Consider the following 23,461-nt stretch of genomic DNA (forward strand, 5'->3'; position numbering starts at 1 on the left):
CGGACCTATCTTTTTTTACCATAATCCAGTCAAATCCTTATTCGATCAGGCTTTGAGCGGGGTTGTCACCCCGCCAGGTTTCCAACACTTTAACTCTTTCGCTGATATTACGCTATCCCTGGCGAAAACTTTAGACCAAATGGGAATTCCTATTTCTGTCGAACCTTCAACAATTGCTTCTCAGATCAGCGACAATTCCACAACAGAAGAAAACCACCTGCTAGAAAAGTGGATGAACACGGCACCATCAGACTTATTTCAGATAAAATGGTCTCATTATTGGAAACCTTATTTTTTAAAAGAGCTCAAGGGACATCTCAATTTAGAACTTTTTGCTATTAATTACGAATTCGCCAACAACACTGATGATTATGATTACTGGATTTACGATGCTGTCAATAACTTATCCCACAAACTAGCCGTAAGCCAATATTCTAAAAACGTCTTAATCCAAGCTGGATGTCCGGCGGCCAACGTATCAGTCATGCCTCTAGGTTTCAATCCTTTAATCTCGCAAATCTATTTTGCCAGACCGCAAAAAAACCAGGAAGATATAAAGTATATTCTGCACATGACCAATTCTTTTGATTTATATAGATTTGGCACGGATCTGGCTATTCAAGCTTTTTGGGAAGAGTTTAGAGATGATTCTAACGTAGAGTTAATAATCAAAAATGGTGGCAAACATCCAGATGTTATAGTGGAGCATCTCGTAAATATCGAAAAACAATTCGGCAAGTTCAAGTCAAGAATTCGGATCATCCCTAAATTTTGTAATAAAGCAGAACTAGCTGATTTATACTTGTCAGCCGATGCTTTTTTAGCTCCCTTTCGCGGCGAGGGTTTTGCAATTAAAATTTTGGATGCGTTTGCAGCAGGTTTGCCCGTCGCTATGACTATGTACGGTGGCCCGACCGAGTACGCGAATGCTGATAACTGCTATCCCATTGCTTACGATCTAATTCCCGTCGGAAAGTGTTACGATACTCAGTATCTAAAAATCAGAAATGATCCTCATTGGGCCGAACCCAATGTTCAGTCTGTTCGCGAACAGTTGCGAAACATTGTGGAAGATCCGATGCGTTTTCAGGTAGCTCACAAAGCTAAAGAGACGGCGGATTTATTTAATTGGGAAGCTGCCGCTCAAAAATTGTTAAGATTAATGCGAAAGTTGTTTTAGGAGCAGAAATTATGGGACTCGAACGCAAAATGTTTAGGGGAATGTTTTCGCCCGGAGAGGTTGTACGATTAAAACAGCCTTGTTTTACTCCCGGGCGATTGTTTGAGCCAGGAAAATATAAAGCTGATGAGTTGCCAGATATCGCTTTTGATATGGGTTTGGTAGACCATTTGCCACCAGTCAAAGGCAACAGTTCAGAAAATTTCAATGTTCAGAACCCACCAGCTCAAAACCTTGAGGAATAGACTCCCGTTTGTAGTAAGGACTTCAGTGCCGAAAAATCTCCTTTGTAGTAAGGACTTTAGTGCTGAAAATTAAAATAAATAATCAAAGACTCAAGTCCTGACTGCAAAAAAGATAAAGCCAATTTAACCATTTTCTTCTATCTGGGCAATTAACCCTTTCAAAACTTGACTAGCTTTGTCGTTCTCAATCTGACAAGTTCCGGCATTTTGGTGCCCACCGCCGCCATATCTTAACATTAACTCCCCAATATTAGTTTGAGAAGTTTTGTTAAATATTGACTTGCCAACTGCGAGAACAGTATTTTGTTGTTTCAGTCCCCAAAGTACGTGAATCGATATATTGCACTGAGGGAACAAAGCATAAATTACAAAACGATTTCCCGCATAAATCACCTCTTCGTTACGCAAATCCAAAACAACTAAATTATTATAAACTTTGGCGCATCGCTGTATTTGCTCTTTAAATTTTTCTTCTTGCTCGAAGTAGAGATCTACTCTTTCTTTTACATCAGGAAGCTGCAAAATTTCATCGATGGTATGATTTTTGCAGTAATCGATTAACTGCATCATTAATTGATAATTGGAGACGGTAAATTCTTTAAACCTTCCTAAGCCTGTTCGGGCGTCCATTAGGAAGTTTAACAATACCCATTCTTGCGGATGCAGAACCTCTTCTTGGGCAAATTGAGCGGAATCTGATTTGTCAACTGCCGCCATCATCGCCTCAGAAATATCAGGAAACTTTGCTTTGCCTCCATAATATTTGTACAGTACCCTAGCAGCAGAAGCTGCATATGGATCGATGATATGGTTGATTTTGATTTTCTCGTGTCTGAGAGTTTCGCTGAAGTGGTGATCGAAAGCTAGATGAACTCCCTCAACATAGGGTAAATTGGTGCTAATATCGTTATTTGTTATTTCGATTTTCCCATCCTGCATATCTTTAGGATGCACGAATTTAATCTCGTCGATCATATCGAGTTCTTTGAGCAAAACGGCACAGACAAGACCGTCAAAATCGCTGCGGGTGACTAATCTGTATTTTTTAGTGAGTGGCATATGCTTATGTGATGCGGAGGAACTGATCACCAGCTAATATAACGTATTACCCGATCGCTTTCCAATATGAACGCAGACCCTTACGCTTGGATAGAGAAGGCCCTGGACACAGTTCGCCGTGCCGATTGGTATCGATCGCCCCAATCGCTCGAAAGTTCCCCCGGGCCTGTGGTAAAATTAGCAAGCCGTCGGCTGATTAACTTTGCCAGCAACGATTATCTCGGACTTGCCGGCGATGACAGGTTAATTCAAGCAGCTATGGCTGCAACTAAGGAATTTGGTACGGGTGCGACGGGTTCGAGGTTGCTAAGCGGACACCGCGATTTGCACCGACAGCTAGAACAAGCTATTGCTAATTTAAAACAAACAGAAGATGCTTTAGTATTCAGTTCGGGATATTTGGCGAATCTAGGGGCGATCGCATCCGTTGTCGGCAAGCGCGATTTGATATTATCTGACAAGTACAACCATTCGAGCCTGAAAAACGGAGCCGCACTCAGCGGTGCCACTTCCCTAGAGTACAATCACTGCAATCTTGAGGATTTAAAGGCCAAGCTAGAGCAAAATCGCGCCAGATACCGCAAGTGTTTAATTATTACCGATAGCGTCTTTAGCATGGATGGGGACTTGTGTCAGCTACCACAGTTGTTGGCTGTGACCGAAACCTTTAACTGCATGGTATTAGTAGATGAAGCTCACGCTACAGGAGTTTTCGGTGCTAGCGGTGCTGGTTGTGCAGAACATTTCGGGTGTACGGGAACACCACTGATTCAAGTGGGGACACTCAGCAAAGCTTTGGGAAGTTTAGGTGGTTACGTTGCGGGCTCTGCTGCTTTAATTGATTTTCTGCGTAATCGAGCTCCGAGTTGGATTTATACTACAGCATTGACGCCTGCTGACACGGCGGCTGCTTTGGAAGCTGTGAGGATTGTACAGCAAGAACCAGAACGCCGAGTTCGGTTGCGACAAAATATCGAAACTTTCAAATATTGCGCGATTACCAATCACCAATTACCAATTAGCAATTCCCTCTCCCCTATTTTCAGTCTTCCGTTAAAAGATGCAGCCTCCGCTTTAACAATCGGCAGCAAACTCAAGGAGATGGGTATTTTTGCTCCGGCGATTCGGCCTCCGACGGTAAGCGTCAGTCGAATTCGGATTTCGCTGATGGCAACTCACGAGCTCGCACACCTTCAGCAGTTGGTAGAGGCGCTGAAGCAAGTTGTGAGTTTTAAGTAAATGTTGGGTACGTCATAAATACCTTACCCTTGGAGTAAATGTTGTGAGATGGGGAGAATTTCAACTTCTGCCTTCTGCCTTCTGCTGCTCTAGGCTTTTCCAGCTCTAGCTTTCGTCCTTTGGCAGCTCTAGCGTTCTGCCTTTTTTTTGATTGTCAAGATATCCCTATTGACTTATGACCAATCTTATACAGTAGTTTGGCCTATCGGTCAACAACTGTAAATTTTTTGTAAATTTAGATACTTTTTGGAATTTAGCGCTATATTAGAGAAGTAGCAAGTACACCAAATTTAATATAAGGAACGTCCACCATGAACACAAATCGTCAAAACGTAAAAAAAGTAGCAGAAACCCACCGTGCTAACATTCACAAGCAACTGATGCACCGCATAGAAGTAGCGAGATCCAGTGGGAATCAAGATTTGGTTCGGGTGCTTGAAGAGGAAATGAGACAGCTTTAAAGAAGCTGCAACTAGAATTTGCCCGTAGTTTGGTTTAGAGGGTTGTGCGAGAAATGTAGAATTCCGGCAACCGCTACCTGTTAAGTTTTGACTCCTCTCTTAGTTGGTAGGAAAAACCCCGGTTTCTTAAAGGAACCGGGGTTTTTTATTGAGAAGGAAGAAAAAAGAGGGAACACTCCTGCACGCACAAACTCTATCTGTAGAGTGCGCCTCAGCCCACAGAGTCTGTACCAATAGCGGATTGAAGCATTCATTTTTTGCCTAAGTTCTGAAGTCAGAACGAAGAAGCAAGAGGGAAGAACAAGACTTACGCTGCATTGCTTCTATTTTGACAGTATCTGTAGTAATAAAATGCGCCTCGGCGTACCCTACTAATAACTACAGGACTAAAGCACCTGACAAATGGATCGGGCCTGCTCACGCCCGATCCCATCACCTTGACCAGTCCGGATCGCTGACAAGTTGACAGTCGCGACTAACGACCAAACTCAATAATAACCGCACGAATAACGTAAACTCATGTGTGTGCTATTGGCTGGAAAATTGAGCAATTTTCTAGGGAACTCAAGCAATTAACCGGGAGAGAATCTTGCCACTCCGATCAAGCTAGAATTAACACAAATCATATTGCTTGTCATGAACTTGTGTGGCTTAGGTGCTCAAAAGTTTAGCCGATAAAAATGGTAAAACAATAGATAAAATTAAACAGGGGCTGCTATTAAGTTATTTAATTGAGTAACTAAAACTTCTTGTTCGATGTTTATTGTATAATTTTTTGGTGCTGGTACAGCGAGCTGTGACAGTTGGGTAAGTCCTGGTAATATTGAAGATCAATTGAGATAAATTTTCAGGGTGGATTGGGAAAGGCAGCTTTGCCAAAATTTAAAAATAGCAAAAATGCTTAACAGAAATAAGTTAAAAGCTATAAAGCTGAACCTCATGGTCGCGACAGCAAAATCCCCAAAATAATAGGTAAAATTGATGGCGACAGACATCCGACACGAGCCGGAAAACGGCTACCACTCAGAACCAGCTCAGCCTTCCCTAATAGAAAATCTGAATAGGCGATCGCCCATGCGCCTCCAGAGAAGCCTGAGTTCTATTGAAACCTGGGGATTTGGTCTGAGCGGTCATATCGCATGGGTAACAATTGCACCACCAATGTACGCGGCTCTGGGCCCAAATGCAATTTTCGTCTGGCTGCCCGCGGTGCTGTTGGGGGTAATGCTGAACCTGCAAGTGAAACGCTTAGGGGAACATTGGCCAGAGATGTCAGGGGGAACGCCCAACTATATCACCAGGCTACTGAGGAACTATCCCTCTCTAGGTCGCTATGCGGCGTTCGGTTACTTTCTGAGTTGGGTAGTATATCCATCAGTGAATGCGATCGTCATCACAGACCTCATCCAAGCTAACCTGGAACCCTTGGGCATTCCCTGTCCCAGAACAATTCTCATAGTTGGATTCACGCTGATCGCTTATATTGTGGCATTTAGTGGCACTCGCGCTCTAGGAATACTGCACGCATTTTTCGTGTTCCCAGCAATTGGATTTCTACTGGTGTTTGGCATTCAAGGGATGGGATGGTTAGCTTTATCTCCAGAGAGTCCCGGACTTTTCCCCAGCAGTTGGCCAGCCTTAACCTTTGTGGACTGGGCTAAGTGGTCGTGCTTCGCAATCTACGCTACTTGCGCCTGCGAAACCGCTTCCTCTTTTGTCGCCGACAGCCGTCGTCCCAGTGAAACTTTGCGGTTTCTAAACTTAGCTGCGGCGCTAATTGTACCCATATTTCTAGCCAACTCCTGGGTACTAATGCGCTTAGCCACCGCTGAAGGACTGGGGGAAGATTCATTTAAGAATTTATTAGCAGCCGCCGTACCATTTTGGGGTCCGTCAGCTTCATTAATCGTGACACTGTTGCTGGCTTCAAGCTGTTTTCTAGCTTGCGCCACTGCGGTTTCTAACTCTCCCCGAATTTTGTACCAACTCGCTCTTGATGGATATGTTGCACCCGTTTTTGCGATCGTTTCGCGACGAGGTGTTCTGCAACCGGGCTTGATATTTTGCGTTTTAATTAATCTGATCGGTTTACTTTGGATAGATATAACTCGGCTATTGGTGATTGGTTGTGTTGCCTTCATCGTAATGTTGATGTCACTCTATCTCGGACTCTGGCTGCGGCGAGGCTCTCCAGAAGTGCGATGGCCTTGGTTGGCATTAGGCTTTTTGATTTTTGATGGTGTGGTGTTGCTGGTTGGAGGCTTAGCTTGGAGTCGGGAAGATGTGCTGATTGGGTTGCTGTTTCCTGTGGTTATTTTCGTAGTGGATGCGGCTATCCGTCGCATTCCCTTTGCACCGTTTCATCCAGAATGGTGGATTCAGCGTTATCGGCAAGAGCGCAAGAGCTTGATACCAGATTTTGTGGCGTTTCAGGTTGTAGTCGCGATTTTACTGATTTGTAGCGCCGTTACGATCGGGTGGTTGTTTGGTATCCCCTTAGAGGCTAACTCAAGTCTTGCCTCTAATCTTTTGGTAGTGCTAGTTTTGAGTATCACCTTTGTCGGGATAGCCGTTGCCTGTTGGACGAGTATATCCCAGGTTGTCTTAATGGACGAGGCACGAGAGGGAGCAGAACAGCTTTTTACCATTGCCCTAGATGCTATTGTAGTGCTGGATGAAAAAGGTGTAATTCGTCAGACTAATCCCGCTGCTGAAAGCGTCTTCGGAATAGATATTACAAGGCTAATTGGGTCTTACCTGAACAAATTACTACCCGGATTAGGGGCTCAGCCAGAGCAGTGGCTCAGTCGCAGCGAACAAACCCTCAATTTACCAGATGGAAACTCGCGCATCCTCGAAGTTGCCATCTCAAACCGATTCTCTCAACAAGCTTCTCTTTCCAATCAGGATCTCCAAGAATATGTGGCGATCGTGCGCGATATCACCGATCGCAAGCAAGCCCAAGAAGCACTCCAAAAAGCTAATGAGGAATTAGAAATAAAAGTCAAGGAGCGTACATCTGAACTCACCCATACTGTGCAGCAATTGCAAAATGAGATTGAAGAGCGCCAGCGGATAGAAGCAAATCTCAGAGCTATGCAAAATCAAATTGTTGTCCAAGAAAAACTAGCTTCTCTGGGCAGTTTAACCGCAGGGATTGCCCACGAAATCAGAAACCCCTTAAACTTTGTCAACAATTTCTCAGAACTTTCTGCTGAATTAACCGAAGAACTGTGTGAAAAAATTGAAAATCAAGCAGAACGTTTAGATCCTGAAACCAGTGAGGATATTGCCGAGCTATTAACCGATCTCACAGCTAATCTTAAAAAAATCAATCAACACGGTCAAAGAGCAGACAAAATCGTTGGCAATATGCTTTTGCATTCTCGCGGACAAAGCGGCCAGTGGGAAGCTACAGATATAAATACTTTATTGGCCGAATATATCAATCTAGCCTATCACGGTATGCGAGCAAAGGAAGCTGCTTTTAACATTACCATAGAAACAGACTATGACAATGACATTGGCGAAGTAGAGGTCGTGCCACAAGACATCGGCAGGGTTTTTCTTAACATTATTAGCAATGCTTGCTATGCAGCCTATAAAAAGAAACAAGAAATCGGAGAAGACTTTTCACCGCTGCTTGACGTGAGAACTCGAAATCTTGTTGACGCGATTGAAATCCGCATTCGCGATAATGGCTCAGGTATAAAACCAGAGGTACTCGATAAAATTTTTAATCCCTTTTTTACTACAAAGCCACCAGCGGAAGGTACTGGTCTAGGTCTTTCTATCAGTCAGGATGTTATCGTCCAGCAACATCGAGGAGAACTAAAAGTCGAAACAGAAGTAGGAAAATACACAGAGTTTATAATCACATTGCAAAAAAAAGTAGCAGAAATTAAGGATTTCAAAAAATGAAAGTAATGGTTGTAGACGACGAGGAAGATATTCAGTCACTGTTCAAGCAGAAATTTAGGAAAGAAATCAAAGCAGGGCAAATTCAATTTCATTTTTGCCTGTCCGCCGAGGCAGCTTTGAACTACTTAGAGAACCAGGATGAAGCGTCTATAGTATTGATTTTATCGGATATTAATATGCCAGGAATGAATGGGCTCGAACTGCTAAGAATTCTCAAAGAAAAGTTTCCCGATTTAAAAGTTTTTATGATTACGGCTTATGGAGATGAGAAAAATTACCAAACCGCAATGGCTTATGGAGCTGATGACTATATTACTAAGCCTGTTAATTTTGATACACTCAAAAATAAAATACTCAATCTGGAGTAAATTGACAAGAAAAAATATTGAGTCATGCGTAATGGGTAATGGGTAATTGAAAGCAGTACCTTAGTCGAGTTAAAATTGCTCGATTGCATTTTGTTTCTGTCCTTCTGGAGCGCTAATTTTTTGTGAGTTTTAAGAGTAAATAAAAAATTAATATGTCAGCAAAAATACTGTTTGTGGATGATGAACCCTATTTAGAATCTCTACTTTCCCAGAGATTTAGGAAAAAAATCAGCGCCGAAAAATGGCCCCTTTTTTATGCCCACAATTGCGTACAAGCGCTGGAAAATTGAAACAACATCCGAATCTAGATATAATAGTGACCGATCTTAATATGCCTGAAATGGATGGCCTGACTTTACTCTCTAAACTTAACCCTCTTTTGTAACTCTCGTGGTAGTATAAGCAGTGACACACCCCAAAAGCATTGCCAGTCCTATGGTAGAGCCTCGTCAACCAGTACCCACAGTCAAATTTATAGATGAATACTGTCAAATTTACCAAAACATATTTCCAGAAGTTAGGAGCTTTGAAGCTTTTAAGTGCTTACATATCGGTATGATATCGGACATAAAACGGAAAACACTACCATCAATAGCGAAAGTTATAGGGCTAGATAATCATCAAGCATTACACCATTTTTTAACACAATCACCTTGGGATGTACAAGAATTAAGTCAGCAACGATTAGAATTAATATTATATGTACTTCAATGGCGCCCAATAATACTAATAATTGATTAGACAGGAGATAAAAAAAGGGGGATGCGACTTATTATGTAAAACGACAGTAAATTGGAAATTTAGGTAAAACAGATAATGGTATCGTTGCAGTTACAGTGTATGGTGTTTTATCTGGTCTGACTTTTCCTCTATTATTTGAAGTTGATAAACCGAGAGAAACACTGCAACCAGGAGATGAATATCTAACTAAACCTGAAATTGCCGCAAAAATGATCGAACAATTGCGTGCGATGGGATTTAAATTTAATCTTGTCCTAGCAGATAGTTTACACGGAGAGAGCAGTAAAAATTTTATTCAAATACTAGAGGAATTGAATCTAAATTTTATTGTGGCAATTCGCTCTAACCACAAAGCATGGGAAGTTACAGACGCGAAAGTCAAATATTCAAAATAGCAAAGATTCAAAGGTGTCTTCTCTGATTTAAGCTCGGAAGACAGATATATAAGAGAGATTATTTGTGGTGATAATCCGGAAATTAAATATTGGCAAATCACAACTGATAAAGAGGAGCTGCCCAAAAACACTACTTGGTATGTAATGAGTAAATTTCCCAACATTACACCCAGAGAAGTAGGTAATTTTTAGGGTTTAAGAACTTGGGTAGAATCTGGGGGTGACAACCCGCCCCAAACCCAGAGTTAGTAAGGATTGAGCCAACTTGTAGTAAAAAAAGATAGGCCACAGAATTATTACACGCTTGCCTATCCAAAAAAATAATGATACTAACATTCTACCAGACCCAATTACAAAAATACCTGACGCCATCTCAGTTTTTGGTGGTGACAACCTTGCTATCCTTGATGCAATCTGAAAAACAAGTGAGATTAGAACGGCTCTCCCGAGTATTTCCCTGTCTAATTACAGCGGAAAGTCGGCGACGAAAATTACAAAGATCTTTAGATTTACCTAACTTAACGATCGAATTAATTTGGTTCCCATTAATTACTTATTGGTTGACCACTTATTGCCGTGTAGGTACTCGCTTATCAAGATCCATCGCTCGCAGTCAATGGGGGTGTATTAATCTGTTCATGGTTAGCTTAATCTGGGAGCGAAGAGCAATTCCGTTATACTGGTCATTGTTGCCCAAATTGGGCAGCAGCAACTTCGAGGAACAAACTACAAATCTACAGCCTGTTTTACCATTATTTTCAGAATATAAAGTCATCGTTTTAGAAGACCGTGAATTTTGTCCGGTAGACGCAAGGATTCTGGCTGAAGGAAAAGGGTGTGTCTTTTTGCTTAAGACTGAAGAGGAATCATGGTATCGAAATAGAACATTTAGTTTGGCAACGGTTAGATGAATTAGGAATAGTTCCAGGAACCTCTTTATATTTTCAAGGTAAAAGAGTGAGAAAAACTCGGCTTGCCACGGGATTTGAGGTTGCTTGCAAGTGGAAAAGAAACTATAGGGCATGGAAGGTTGATCGAGCATGGTTTATTCTCACGGCTTTAGGGTCATTGTCGGCAGCTATCGATGCTTACAAACAACGGATGGGCATTGAATAAATGTTCCGAGATTATAAAACAGGAGGCTACGATATGACAGGAACTAGCTTAAAAGGAAACCGACTGATTAACATAATTCTGCTCGTGACACTCGCCTACAGTTCTGCAATATTGGAAGGCACTGATATTGGGAGAAAGAAGCTAGAAAAATATGTATGTCGGCGTCAAGAACCTAAAAAAAAATATCGAAGACGGAGTACATTTGGTGTTGGCTTAGATGGATAAAAGTGGGTTAATTATCTCGAACAATATTCGGATGAGGTGGAACAGTTAATCAAGTTAACTCGAAATAAACGCCGCTTTTATCAAGAAGGTATGCGGGCCGCAACCCTGAGTCGGTCTATGTCCTAAGCCTCTTTGTCACCCCAGCAGAAATTCCACTCAATCTCCGGAAAAAGGCTAGACTTGAGCGCAGACATATTCAGTAAAACTATCTCTATATTGCCACGGCGTACACACAGAAAAATGGCTATAGTTATACTTACTGATTTTGGCAATGAAGCGGGTATTCAATCCCGCTCTATTACTTCTCAATACCCTCTTGCTGCTAACTGCAAAGAGGGTTATGGCGAGGGATTCTCGGAGGAATTATGATGAACCTAAATTTAGATACTATTTTCTCATCGCTGATGAACCCGGCCCTGAACGAGTTTCAGGTTTGGGCTTTGCAAAACCCGGAAGAAAGTCTCAGCAAAACGATGCTACCGCCGATCGCCCTGATTGAGGGTTTGATTGCCAACGAACCCACCTATTTGCAGATAAAACGGCTGGCTTTCGGAGCCAACTTTTGCTGCGCGGGGCAAGTCGTGATGGGAGAGTTTGACACCCTGGAAAAAGCACTCACATCGCCCCAGGCGCGCGGATGGCGGCTTGGTACTTCTGTACTCGATCCCGATAACGCCCCCAACCAAGATGTCGGCGGTAGGAACCTTTTTCTACTGTCTTTGTCCGATCGCGAAACTGATGGTAGCAGCAACCACGCAGCATTCCGAAGCTGTATGCAGAAATATCTCTTCAACAGTGCGACAGCGGATCGCCAGGGAGACGAAATCAGCAGGCGGTTGCTCGATCGGCTAGCCGCCGATTATGCCCAAATGCCACACGGTTCGGGGGGAGCGTTTTTTACCGATGTCAAGCGGGGTTGGATGGGATTTTTAGTCCGATACCTGCACTACGTCATCTTTGGGATTAATCCAGATGATTTAGAGTCGATCGAACTCCTCACCGAATTGCATTACACTCGCCAAAGCCCGCTGCACTACTTCGCCGTCATCGGCAACCTGCTGCAAAGCCTGAACCTCTTTGGACACGGGGATTTGTCCGCTCTAATCGAGCGTGCAGCGACTATCTATGAGAATTCCCCAGCTTTAGCCGACTTCGAGGAGAGCTCGGAAAACAACGGCATGACTAAGCGGGAATTGGCAAAGCTGATGACATCAATTATGGGCATAGCGGGACTGCAAGGCCCCCTGCACCTAGGCTACACGGCAATGGGATACCGCCCTCTCCCCGCCTATAAAGGACAGCAGACGGCCGAAATTAACCCGACTGATTTTTGGGATCAGCTCGATTTGGACGATCGCCAGTCGATCGAGCTCTTCCTTCTGGAATGCGCCCGCCTCTGGGCCCCCGTCAGCGCCACGCACCGAGTCGCGACAGAGCCATTCACCGCAACGGTAGCGGGCAAAGAGCGCACTTTCCCTGCCGGCACCAAGGTACTGATACCGCTCAGCCTGGGGCTGCTAGACGGGAGTTTCTGGGGCTCTACGGTATACGAATTCAACCCTAAGCGCGAGAATCTGTGCCCTTTTCATATGGGATTTCATTCCGTGGGCGATCGTAGCGCGGGACGGATTTGCCCGGGTAAAGACATCGCACTCAATATGCTGGTGGATGTCGTGAGTACGGTAGGCAAAGTGCGACGAGCCTCTGATCCCAATTTGCAGGGGTAATCAATCCAAAAGCTCGATCGGACAGCGGTTGAAACTGAGATATTGCACCATTCTCGCTTAACAGGCCCGACGGCCCACCCCACAAGACATCGAGTTTATTGTGGGGTGTCCCCCCCGCCCTTGAATAACTGATTGGCTATGATTCAAGATGTGAGTTGAAACCGCACGTCACATAAACTATCGAGCGAGCGATCGACTAAGAAATCAAGGGGGTATCTAATAGGGAACCAAAACACAACTATTTTGAGGATAGATAATACCATGTTAATCGAACACAAGCAACTAAAAGACATCGCGAATTGGATGAAAGTAGAACATCCAGCCGAGTTACCCGAAGCCCTGCAAGGTATCTTTTTTATGGACGGGAATGTTTTACCAGACGATTGTCTGACGATGTACAGTTCAGACTGGAATGCTGCGGAACGGACGTTATTGCTGCACGTTTTTGACCCTGTTATCTGGACATTTCATTCATCAATGGCGGGACGGATGTTAATTTATTTAGTTAAATTTTCTCGCTTCAGCTACTTGTTCCGATTCTCGGATGCAACTTTGCAGCACGGACACATTACGCCCATAGTGTTTGGATTCGCTGTGCCGCAGTGGCTTGTAGATTTTTTGATCGATCGAGATCCGAACACTCCGAATGGAGATATCTGGTATCGCACAAACTCGTTTTTCGGCAGACCTCCTGACAACGGATATATACTTCGCAGGATTGTAGACAAAGATGGGAACTACACATCAGCTTTTCCAGATATGCTGTCTAAGGTTGAGAGTGATTGTTTAATTATTGCCAAAGAGTGAAAATATTTAGGAAAACTACAAAACCCGCTTAATTAGGCGGGTTTTGTCGATCGAAGTGGGGGGATTTGAACCGACGACCTATACGATGCCAAGTTTGATGTGATATCGTTTCCGATTGTATCGGAATCATAAAATCGAGTCAACAGTTAACACTCAACCATTCAGTTTTTCGACCCCGAGTCATATCAACTGCGGTAGCATGGGAATTAATATTACCCACAGGTTGGACACAGCGCCGTGCAACCGGAAACGATATTACTTCTGGTTTATCAGAGTTTATTTGCCATGATTATACAGCGTATTCCAGGTTCATAAAGTAGTAGGGACAAGGCATTGCCTTGTCCCTACGGGGATTCATGGATCAGGAGTGTACTTCACAAACAACGTGGAATTTGCAGTAAGATGTTTGGTTTCACCCTTTTTTTATTTGCCAACAGTCTCTTAATCCATCGTCCCTACAATATTCTCACCTAATTAATTAGCTCGATCGCACTAAAGGAGAGCAAAATCTGTGGCAGTAATCACGCTTGCAGGCACATTGCGGAGAGTTGCCAAAAGTTGACCGGAACCCGTAACTCGGATGAGAGTTGAACTATTCTCAGCAACAATGCTCAGTTGGGAGAAATCCAGACCACCAATTAAGCCGATCGAATCGAGGCCGTATTGAAAGTCTAAAATAGTCTCGCTGCCTAGGTCAATACCCAACATAAATCGATCGTTCCCGGTGCCTCCAATCAGAGTATCATTCCCTTGATCTCCAAACAAGAAGTCGTCCCCAGCACTGCCAAGCAAACTGTCCTCATCCTTACCGCCGTAAAGAGTATCGTTCCCGACCTCCCCATTGACAGTATCCTGACCTTCATTGCCAAACAGCAAATCGTTGCCCAAACCGCCGCATATTTGGTCTTTTCCGCCAGTAGAACCAATAGGAAGAGGGCTACCAATATCCCCGTACACTGTATCTTCCCCCTCGCCGCCACAGATAGTATCACTGCCTTCATCGCCAAACAGCAGGTTGCTGCCCAATTCGCCCAGAACAACGTCATCGCCCTTGCCGGCACGTACTGTATCATTACCATCACCACCTGCGATCGTATCTTGATTTTTCTCCCCGCTGAGGAAGTCATCGCCCGCCAAACCGAACACCAAATCGTTGCCAGTCAAATCAGGGTCGAAGGGGTTAATAGTTCCCCCGTAGATAATATCGTTACCCTGGTCGCCAATTAAAGTATCGCTCTCCTGGTCGCCGAAAATAATGTCGTCATCTTTGCCGCCGTAAACAACATCGTCGTTCTTGCCCGCAAAGATTAAATCCTCTCCAGCAACTCCATTGAGGTAATCATTACCCTCATTGCCAAACACCAAGTCCGTGTCTATATCGGGGCCAACCGGGAAAGCACTGTTAAGTCCCCCGTAAACATTATCATTGCCTCGCAACCCGGCCAACAAATCATCGCCGTCAAAACCATTTATTTCGTCACCGTTATTAGTGGCGAGAATAGTGTCGTTGCCGTTAGTACCGTTGCGGGTATTAGTGGCAGAATTTGGGCCGCGAATACTGCTAATGCTTGGTAAAACAATTTGTTCACAAATGCAGTCAGCATCTTGTCCTTCTTGCGGTGGTAGTGGTGTTGGTGTTGGTGTTGGTGTTGGTGGGACTGGGGCGAAGGAATTGCCAAAGTTAATATTGCTAACATTAGTGCCACTGACAGCAATAATATCAGCAGGATTGGCAGTAGTTTGCGTTCCACCAGCCTGCTGGACTTCCCGAACTCGATAAGTTCCCGGCCCTAAATTAGCGAAACTATAGCCTCCTAAACTATCAGTTGAAGTATTAACTTCTCCAGCATCTAAAGAGTCATTGCTGTTAACGTCAAGGAAGATTTGCCAGTTCGGCAAGAGCGGTTCTTGAGCATCCAAAACCCCATTGTTATTGAGGTCATTAAACTTGCTGCCGGAGATACTAATATTTTGGAAATTGCCAAAATTAACGTTCGATTGACTTGCGCCACTACCCAGATTAACCGCCGCCGGATTAGCAGTAGTTTGCGTCCAACCAGTCTGCTGGACTTCCCGCACATTGTAGGTGCCGGGATTGAGGTTGTTGAAGCTGTAATTACCAGAATTGTCAGTGGTAACAATAGTTTCGCCCGAATCTAAAGAGTTGTTCCCGTTAGCATCGAGGAAAATTTGCCATCCCGAAAGACCAGTTTCCTCCGCATCCTGAGTAGCGTTGCCGTTGCGGTCGTTGAATTTAAGACCGCTGATGCTGCTTTGTTGGACGGGAGTCGGAGGCAGAGGCGGAGTCGGAGTCGGAGTTGGAGGCGGAGTGGGAGTTGGAGTCGGAGTCGGAGTAGGTGTGGGTATTGTTTGGTTGCCAAAATTCACCGTAGCAGGAGTAGTTTGACCTGCTGTCAGAATCACTGGGGGCGGGTTTTGAGTAGTTTGCCGACTGCCAACTGGCACAACTTCCCGGACGCTGTAAGTGCCAGCAGGCAAGTTGGGGAAAGTGAAACTGCCGTCAGCCCCGGTAGTTGCGGAAGTTTCTCCGACACTGAGAATGCTGTCACCGTTGGTGTCGAGGAAAACTGTAACTCCGGGAACGCCAAGTTCTCCGGCAGCTTGAGTGCCGTTGCCGTCAATGTCGTTAAATTTGATGCCGGTGATGGTACTCAGCGGTACGACAACGGGAACAGGCTGTGCGGAAAATTCCGAAGTGTTGCCGGCGGCGTCGGTTGCTGTGGCGGTGATTAATTGGCCTGCGGTGACTGCTGCTGGGAAAGTTTGATTGAAAGCAGCGTTGCCTGCAGCGTCTGTAGTTACCGGGATAGAAGCAATTAAGGTTTGACCTTGGGTTCCCGGGGGATTGTTGGCGAAAAATTGCAGGGTGAAGTTGGTATTGGGGGTGCTGTTGTAAGTTCCGGCGACGGTGACGCTGCCAGCACTAGCGGTAGCGGTGGTGAGTACGGGGGTGTTTTGGAGGTTGTTTGCACCGGTGTCGGCGTCGCCGGGGTCGTTGGCGGTGATGCCGTTGTTGCCGAGGTCGATGCCTAAGCCAAGGTTGGCGAAGATCGAGTTGTTTTGGATGCTATTGCCGGTACCGGAATTAACTGTGACCCCAGCTATAGCGTTATTGGCTATAGTATTCCCCAGGCCAGGTGCTGTGCCGCCGATCGCATTATTGGAAGAGTCAACCAATACCCCAGGAGCGCTATTCGCCACTGCGGTAGTGCCGTCGGTTCCGACGCCGATGAAGTTTCCCCGCACAAAGTTACCTGTAGCTCCGGCATTAATGATGACACCGCTACTGCTATTGCCAGAAATGACGTTGCGCTCGCCTGCCGTCGAGTCCCCGCCAATTGTATTGTTGGTGGCATTGGCAGTGATGGCAACGCCAAAACCGCCGTTGGCGATGGCTGCCGTACCTGCGGTATTGGTGCCGATGAAATTGCCTCGCACAGTGTTCCCTGTGGCACCGACACCCGATATGCTGATGCCACTGCCAACATTGCCAGAAATAATGTTCCGAACCGCTACTGTACTGCCACCGATCGTATTGTTGATCCCATTGTCTATGACGACACCTGCACCGTTGCTCAAGGCTGTTCCAGCGGCATTGAGGCCGATGAAATTGGCTTGGACAGCGTTGCTGCTGCTATTGTCAACAATGCTGATGCCACTGTTAGCATTACCGGAAATGACGTTGCCAGCACCTGTTACACTACCGCCAATCGTATTATTGTTTGCGCTTCCCTGGAGAGCTACGCCCACACTATTTGCAACTGCATTGGTACCGCTGACATCTGTACCGATGTAGTTGCCTACGAGTTGGTTGTTGATGGCTGCCGTGCCAGCAATGACTGCGCCAGTACCGTTACCAGAAATAATATTGCGGGTAGCCTCGGTGCTGCCCCCAACTATATTGTTAGCTGCCTCTTGGATAACTACTCCGGCACCGATGTTGGCTACTGCAGCCGTGCCCGCTGCATTAGTGCCAATAAAGTTGCCCAGTACAGAGTTGCTCCCGCCAGCAATGATGACACCGAAAGTAGTATTGCCGGAAATGACATTGCGATCGCCCGGGTTAGGCCCGCCAATTATGTTACCGGTCGCACCGGACTGAATGACGAGGCCAAATACGCCGTTGGGCCGGGGCAGAGTGCCCGTGGCATCAAGACCGATGTAATTGCCAGATACTGTGTTCCCATTGCTTTCAACGGAGATGCCTGCGGTGGTGAAGCCATTGATTATTAGTCCCCGCACCGTGCTGCCACCGCTACCAGCAGCAAGGATCAGACCGTTTCCAACAGTATTGTTGCCAGATAGCTCGATAAGTGGGACGCCTGCAAATCCAGTCTGCGAGGTACCGTCGATGATTGTGGGAGCGGTAATAGGTGGCAAGAGCGAGAGGGGTGCGATCGTCTGAACGCCTGCACCGGGAATGTTGAAGTTAATATTGTGCGGCGGTGCGGCCGCTGCATTCGCATCCGTAATCGCTTGTCGCAGCGAACCAGGCCCAGAGTCAGCGGTATTAATAACAGTAAACGTCGCCAAGGTATGCGCGTAATTTGCCATTACCTCCGGCTCGATCGCCAATCCTGTTTTAATCGCTCCCGTAGCGTATTCAAGTACCCAGTTTCCGCCTTTTTGGGCACTGCCCGTAATATCTGCAGAAGCAGCAATATTAGCTTTTGTTAACTTGCTCAGCTTTTGTACAAAAGCTTCTCCTTTTTTACCTGCAGCTACGTTGCAACCGTAAAGCAGAATTTCAAATCGATTTTGAAGTGAGTTGACAGATGACGAAAACCACCGTTTCAAACAGCCGCGATATGTTTCTAAATTGTCGGAATTTAGGCTAGTTTGCCCTAGCTGCAAATTTCCCGATTCCCCGTGAGAAATAATGTGAACGCTTTCTATACCTTTGCGGCTCTGCAATGCTTCGGCAATTTGTTCGATGCCGTCCCGCGTGCGATCGACTAAAATTACCTCTGTAGCCGCTTTAACACCGACCGCCAGACTCTGCCAATCTTCAACTGCTGAATCTACGAATACTATTTGTTGGTTTTTCATAATTATTGTTCCCCCATGCACCTAGTTAGGTTTTCACAATGTTGTTTCCGTGCGATGATAGTCGCTACTTCAATCCACCACAAATACGGCTAGCACAAAACCCGCCTTTAACTTAGTAAAAGAGTTGTACAGACAAAGCTTTACAATTATCTATTTTTGTGATTCTTGTAAATCTGTTGGAGCTGGAAAGTTACTCGATCGCACTTTTTTATTCTCAACTTAAAAAAACCAGACAGCAGGTACAGCTAGCTTGTTCCCGATTACGGAAATTTTTCAAAAAACGTAAGTATCATTTACACAACTTAATGTACGGTTTTTTACTAAGTACACTTTTGTGAAAAAGAATCCAACTCTACGCAAATTCCAAACCCAGAGAGTGGTAGGTATCCAGCCATTCTTCAATCTCAAATCTCCAGTCTCGAATCTCAAACCGCAGGGCTGGGATTTTGGCAAATTCAGCGTGTCCCTCATAACATAGAGGAATAGTCGCCTTCATGGCATCATAGAAACTTGTCCCTCACATAATTGAAATAGATGACCGCTCAAAACTCCCCTGTTTCCCCCGTCACTTGGATAGAAGACAGAGTTCTGCTAATTGACCAAAACCGACTCCCGAAAGAATACGGTGTAGTCGAAATTAGCCGCTGCGAAGATATGGCTGAGGCGATTAAAACTATGATAGTCCGAGGTGCTCCGGCGATCGGGGTAGCAGCAGCCTACGGGATGTATTTGGGGGCGCGAGAAATTGAAACGGGCGATCGCACCGAGTTTTTTACTAAACTAGAACAAGTTGGCGAGTTATTGCGATCGACTCGTCCCACTGCGGTTAATTTGTTTTGGGCAATATCGCGAATGCTCAAAACAGCCGAGAGAACTAGCGGTTCTGTCGAACAAGTGCAAAAAACTTTGTTAGAAATGGCTAAAACCATTCAAGCCGAAGACTTGCAAACTTGTAAAGATATCGGCGACAAAGGTTTAGAAGTTCTGCCAGCTACACCGGAAAAATTGAACTTACTAACTCACTGCAATGCAGGTGCTTTGGCAACTGCCGGCTACGGAACTGCTTTAGGTGTATTTCGTTCTGCTTGGCGAGAAGGAAGACTCGGAAGAGTTTTTGCAGACGAAACTAGGCCGCGTCTCCAAGGTGCAAAACTGACAACTTGGGAATGCGTACAAGAAGGAATTCCCGTGACATTGATAGCCGACAATATGGCCGCTCACTGCATGAAACTCGGCATGATTCACGCAGTAGTTGTTGGTGCAGACAGAATCGCTGCTAACGGCGACGCCGCCAATAAAATTGGCACTTACAGTTTAGCAATTGTTGCCAAAGCTCACAACGTCCCGTTTTTTGTCGCCGCTCCTCTGTCAACAATTGATTTTGAACTTTCCGATGGCAGCAAAATTCCCATTGAAGAACGCGATCCAGTTGAAATGTATCAAGTTGGAACTACGCGGATTTGTCCTGTGGGAGTCGAATTTTACAATCCCGCTTTTGACGTAACTCCGGCGGAATTAATATCTGGAATAATCACAGAACACGGCACGGTTGCTCCTGGGGCGTTGAAACAGTTTCAGGCAAAACAATTAGTTTAATTATATGTTTCTCAACTGCTCATTCCAGCGGGTATCTGTGAAATTAAGCAGGATTTATAGCAGCAACTGGCAGATCAAAGTTGCCATGGTCGCAGCTCTAACTCTGCCATTTGTTTTCAGTCCATTCTCGGAAGCTCAAGTTTCACAAACGCTTAAAGCTAAGGAATCAGAAGCCCAAAAAATTGTGGATTCTATGAATAAAGCTCAGCAAGTTTACTATGCGGAAAAAGCCGGTTTTACAAGTTCTGTTTCCAATTTATTGGTTTATATGGGTTTCCAAATTAAACCAGACGCAGCCAATTATAGCTACTCGATCGCCATGGTGAAAAAAGGTGCTGTATTTAACTACGGAGTATCGAAGCAAGCTAATCTCAAAAGTTTTGTGGGGGGAGTCTTTTTGGTGGGAAACAAGACCCAAACAATCTTGTGTCTAAATGTTGCTCCTGGCAAGACTAAACCAGCTAATCCAACTAATACCAAAGGGGTTTTAGCCTGCGGTGCTAATACAGCCAAAGTTACTCAATAAATTATGTATAATTTACTGGGTAATTTAGCAAATAGCTGGATAGTAAATGCAGGTTTAGCTAAGCAATTGCTGGAACAAGAAGCTACTTTACTAGATGCTCGCGTACCTATTTTAAAGTGGTTTTGCCGTCTCCCACCAGCTATTCCCGTAACTTGGCAGGAATTTTCGCGATCGGACTTTCCCCACAAGGGAAAAATTATCGAAAATAACACAGTTTTAACTCAAAAACTGCAAGCAATTGGTATTTGTCAAGACAAACCTGTGATAGTGGTTGCCGATTCTGTGAAAGGGTGGGGCGAAGAGGGTCGAATTGTTTGGATGCTGCGGACTTTGGGACACGAAAAAGCCGTTTTTGTGGATGGAGGATATCGGGCTTTAATTAAAGCTGGAATTAATCGAGTGAAATCTGCAAACAATCCACCGAGAACAGGAGATTTTGTAATATCTCGCCGCTGGAATTGGGAAATTCAGCGGGATGAATTGAAAGCTATTTTAGGCAATGATAATTTAGTAGTTATCGACGCCAGAGAGCCGCGAGAATATGGAGGTAAAACGCCTTACGGAGAAAAGCGAGGTGGCCACATTCCCGGTGCGGTTCACCTCTACTACAAACAGTTAATGGACAAACAGGGACAACTGCTGAGTCGAGAGGAAATTGTCGCTATTTTGCAGCAGAAAGGAGTTTTGCAGTCAACTCAAATTGTGAGTTATTGTACTGGGGGAATTCGTTCTGCATGGTTGACTTGTGTCTTGACAAATGTGGGATTTAATGCTAAGAATTATGCAGGTTCAATGTGGGAATGGTCGGCGTCGCCTGCAGGTAATTATCCTCTTTCAATAAGCCTTTCAGGGGCGGGCTAGAAGCCCAACCCCTACTCCCCACAAGAAAATTTAATGTTTGTGGAACAGGCCGGAAAGCCTGTTCTTGAGAATGGTATCTAAACTCAGATTCAACCTATTAACTACAAACGATCGAGGTTGAGATTCTCAACCGACTTGTTCGATATACTGAGCGAGATCGTCGCGCAGGCGGCTGAGTTCGGCTTCGGTGGTCACGCGCACGCGATCGTCCCTAACCGTAATCAGCACTTTCGCAGCAAAAGGAGTCGGCCAGATATTCGGGTTGCAGAAAACTTCCAAAAAGACATCTCCTGCATACCGATATTCCATCGGTTTTTGGGGAGAAGCTTTAGCGCCAGCGGTTTTGGCTGCTACAGCTTTCAAGCTTTCCATCAAAGCTGCAATTTCGCTTTGCAAATCCCGCGCGGCTTGCGGGGAAAAGCTAAACGAGACAGAACCTTCGACTAAATTCAGTGTCAGCGGAGAAAGAGACATGGGCAATGAAATTTAACATAGGATTGTTAATGATAAAAAATATAATAACCCAAAAGAAGTACATTCCAGCTCAATTGGAAGGCAAAACTGGTATTAATTAAAAATTGTCTCAAGAAGCTAGGCTAAATTAATGAATATAAATCTACTCGCCAGCGAGATTCCGCAAGAGTTTTAACCTGTTATGACTTGATAAGCTTTAAACTAGAAGCCAGAAAACTTGACGGCAGATCGAGGAGATTTTATGGTTGCCGATAACCGTTCCGAAGTCCGCAAGGTTTTAATAATTACTTTATTGCTCAATTTGCTGGTGATGGCAATTAAAGCAGCCGTGGGATGGCTGACTGGTTCCCTCAGTTTGCTGGCAGATGCTTTGCACAGCGTCACGGACAGCGCTAATAATATTTTAGGATTGGTAACTAATCATTATGCAAATCCGCAGCCCGATCGCGATCATCCCTACGGACACCAAAAATTTGATGCTCTCGGAGCTCTGGGAATTGCTGCTTTTCTGGGAATTGCCTGTTTTGAAATTCTCAGCGGTGCTGTCGAAAGGCTGATTAACGGGGGTAAAGTTGTCAAAATATCCCCAAATGAACTGTGGATTTTGCTGATTGTACTGGGGATTAATATTTTTGTCACTTTTTACGAGCGCAGAGTTGGGAAACGCCTTGGGAGCGCGATTTTGGTGGCTGACGCCCAGCACACTATGAGCGATGTTTGGGTGACAATTATGGTGATCGGCGGGTTGATTGGTGTTTGGCAAGGGCAGGTTTGGAATATACCTCAACTGCAATTCCTGGATGTGTTTTTGTCTTTTCCTGTGGCTGTTTTGGTGCTTAGCAGCGGTTGGAAGGTTTTAACAGAAAATTTGCCTTGGTTGGTGGATGAAATGGCGATCGCACCGGAGGTTATTCACGCGATCGCGATCGATGTACCGGGGGTTGTTAACTGTCACTCGATCGCCTCCCGTGGCGTTGTAGGGCGTCAAGTATTTATTGATATGCACGCGATCGTCGATGCTGTCGATGTAGAAACTGCTCACCGGATTACAGAAGAAGTAGAAGCCCGGTTGGAAGAACGTTTCAGCCCTGTACGCATTTTAATTCACGTTGAGCCACCAGCTTACAAGTCGGATCAAATTAGCTACGATTCTGAAGAAAAGGAAGAAGGAAAGAAGAAGCAGGAAGGAGGAAAAATGTAGGCTGTATCCCCAGCAAACAGCAGGTTGAGGGATGAAGGAGGAAGGCGATTTTTGCGATCGCAATTCCTCCAAATTTTTAAATGCTATCAAAGGAATTAGAGCGATCGCACTTAATTTAGTGCTAGTTTTCCACAGGAAAAGGGGGGTTTTCCACAGAAATCAGCAAGTTTTCCACAATAACTTTGATAATTATCGAGCAAGAGACTATTGGTACAAGTTCCGAGTTTTTTGGATTTCTACGGCCATTTT

The 23,461-nt window shown here is 45.0% G+C and carries 17 protein-coding genes and 1 pseudogene; 14 read left to right on the top strand and 4 right to left on the bottom strand.

The window, feature by feature from the left end; translation table 11 throughout:
- Positions 1–7 precede the first annotated feature (7 nt).
- Positions 8–1,180: a glycosyltransferase family 4 protein gene (locus QUA23_RS12490; protein ID WP_333076359.1), complete on the top strand. Its 1,173-nt coding sequence runs from the start codon at positions 8–10 to the stop codon at positions 1,178–1,180.
- An 11-nt stretch (positions 1,181–1,191) separates the two neighbouring features.
- Positions 1,192–1,425, top strand: a complete 234-nt coding sequence (locus QUA23_RS12495; RefSeq protein ID WP_333076357.1) for a hypothetical protein — start codon at positions 1,192–1,194, stop codon at positions 1,423–1,425.
- Positions 1,426–1,548: 123 nt separating this feature from the next.
- Here the strand turns inward: QUA23_RS12495 and QUA23_RS12500 are convergent, their stop codons facing one another.
- Positions 1,549–2,484 (bottom strand): exopolyphosphatase, encoded by a 936-nt coding sequence (locus QUA23_RS12500; RefSeq protein WP_333076356.1) that lies wholly within the window; start codon positions 2,482–2,484, stop codon positions 1,549–1,551.
- Positions 2,485–2,550: 66 nt separating this feature from the next.
- Here QUA23_RS12500 and bioF point away from each other — a divergent pair, with 66 nt between their 5' ends.
- The 8 genes and pseudogenes from bioF (at position 2,551) to QUA23_RS12540 (ending at position 13,484) form a co-directional block, all read left to right on the top strand.
- Complete coding sequence (bioF, locus tag QUA23_RS12505; RefSeq protein ID WP_333076355.1) at positions 2,551–3,723, top strand: 8-amino-7-oxononanoate synthase; 1,173 nt, start codon at positions 2,551–2,553, stop codon at positions 3,721–3,723.
- A gap of 311 nt (positions 3,724–4,034) precedes the next feature.
- Positions 4,035–4,184: an arginine synthesis PII-interacting regulator PirA gene (gene pirA / locus QUA23_RS12510; protein ID WP_172185012.1), complete on the top strand. Its 150-nt coding sequence runs from the start codon at positions 4,035–4,037 to the stop codon at positions 4,182–4,184.
- Positions 4,185–5,165: 981 nt separating this feature from the next.
- On the top strand, positions 5,166–8,105 hold the full coding sequence (locus tag QUA23_RS12515) for an ATP-binding protein (protein ID WP_333076354.1): 2,940 nt from the start codon (positions 5,166–5,168) through the stop codon (positions 8,103–8,105).
- Positions 8,102–8,473 (top strand): response regulator, encoded by a 372-nt coding sequence (locus QUA23_RS12520; RefSeq protein WP_333076353.1) that lies wholly within the window; start codon positions 8,102–8,104, stop codon positions 8,471–8,473. The genes QUA23_RS12515 and QUA23_RS12520 overlap by 4 nt, the downstream gene beginning before the upstream one ends.
- A gap of 435 nt (positions 8,474–8,908) precedes the next feature.
- A pseudogene (locus QUA23_RS12525) lies at positions 8,909–9,798 on the top strand (IS701 family transposase); the annotation flags it as partial.
- Between the two features lie 134 nt (positions 9,799–9,932).
- Positions 9,933–10,520, top strand: coding sequence for a hypothetical protein (locus tag QUA23_RS12530; protein ID WP_333076352.1), 588 nt, complete (start codon positions 9,933–9,935; stop codon positions 10,518–10,520).
- A gap of 795 nt (positions 10,521–11,315) precedes the next feature.
- On the top strand, positions 11,316–12,677 hold the full coding sequence (locus tag QUA23_RS12535; protein ID WP_333076351.1) for a cytochrome 450: 1,362 nt from the start codon (positions 11,316–11,318) through the stop codon (positions 12,675–12,677).
- Positions 12,678–12,938: 261 nt separating this feature from the next.
- Positions 12,939–13,484, top strand: coding sequence for a hypothetical protein (locus QUA23_RS12540; RefSeq protein ID WP_333076350.1), 546 nt, complete (start codon positions 12,939–12,941; stop codon positions 13,482–13,484).
- Between the two features lie 492 nt (positions 13,485–13,976).
- On the opposite strand, the gene QUA23_RS12545 is transcribed toward QUA23_RS12540, so the two are convergent.
- Positions 13,977–18,554: a DUF4347 domain-containing protein gene (locus QUA23_RS12545; RefSeq protein WP_333110387.1), complete on the bottom strand. Its 4,578-nt coding sequence runs from the start codon at positions 18,552–18,554 to the stop codon at positions 13,977–13,979.
- Between the two features lie 352 nt (positions 18,555–18,906).
- A complete protein-coding gene (locus QUA23_RS12550; RefSeq protein WP_333064245.1) occupies positions 18,907–19,050 on the bottom strand; it encodes a hypothetical protein in 144 nt (47 codons plus the stop codon).
- Positions 19,051–19,088: 38 nt separating this feature from the next.
- On the opposite strand from QUA23_RS12550, the gene mtnA reads away from it, so the two are divergent.
- The 3 genes from mtnA to QUA23_RS12565 all read left to right on the top strand — a co-directional run bounded on the left by mtnA (position 19,089) and on the right by QUA23_RS12565 (position 21,537).
- Entirely contained in the window at positions 19,089–20,150 is a 1,062-nt protein-coding gene (mtnA, locus tag QUA23_RS12555; protein WP_333076348.1) for an S-methyl-5-thioribose-1-phosphate isomerase, read from the top strand.
- Between the two features lie 85 nt (positions 20,151–20,235).
- Positions 20,236–20,676, top strand: a complete 441-nt coding sequence (locus QUA23_RS12560; RefSeq protein WP_333076347.1) for a type IV pilin-like G/H family protein — start codon at positions 20,236–20,238, stop codon at positions 20,674–20,676.
- A gap of 3 nt (positions 20,677–20,679) precedes the next feature.
- Positions 20,680–21,537, top strand: coding sequence for a rhodanese-like domain-containing protein (locus tag QUA23_RS12565; protein ID WP_333076346.1), 858 nt, complete (start codon positions 20,680–20,682; stop codon positions 21,535–21,537).
- Positions 21,538–21,663: 126 nt separating this feature from the next.
- On the opposite strand, the gene QUA23_RS12570 is transcribed toward QUA23_RS12565, so the two are convergent.
- Positions 21,664–22,011 (bottom strand): hypothetical protein, encoded by a 348-nt coding sequence (locus QUA23_RS12570; RefSeq protein ID WP_015174783.1) that lies wholly within the window; start codon positions 22,009–22,011, stop codon positions 21,664–21,666.
- Positions 22,012–22,252: 241 nt separating this feature from the next.
- Here QUA23_RS12570 and QUA23_RS12575 point away from each other — a divergent pair, with 241 nt between their 5' ends.
- Positions 22,253–23,212, top strand: a complete 960-nt coding sequence (locus tag QUA23_RS12575; RefSeq protein WP_333076345.1) for a cation diffusion facilitator family transporter — start codon at positions 22,253–22,255, stop codon at positions 23,210–23,212.
- Positions 23,213–23,461: the final 249 nt, after the last annotated feature.

The organism is Microcoleus sp. Pol1C5 (genome assembly GCF_036701115.1).
Lineage (GTDB): Bacteria > Cyanobacteriota > Cyanobacteriia > Cyanobacteriales > Microcoleaceae > Microcoleus.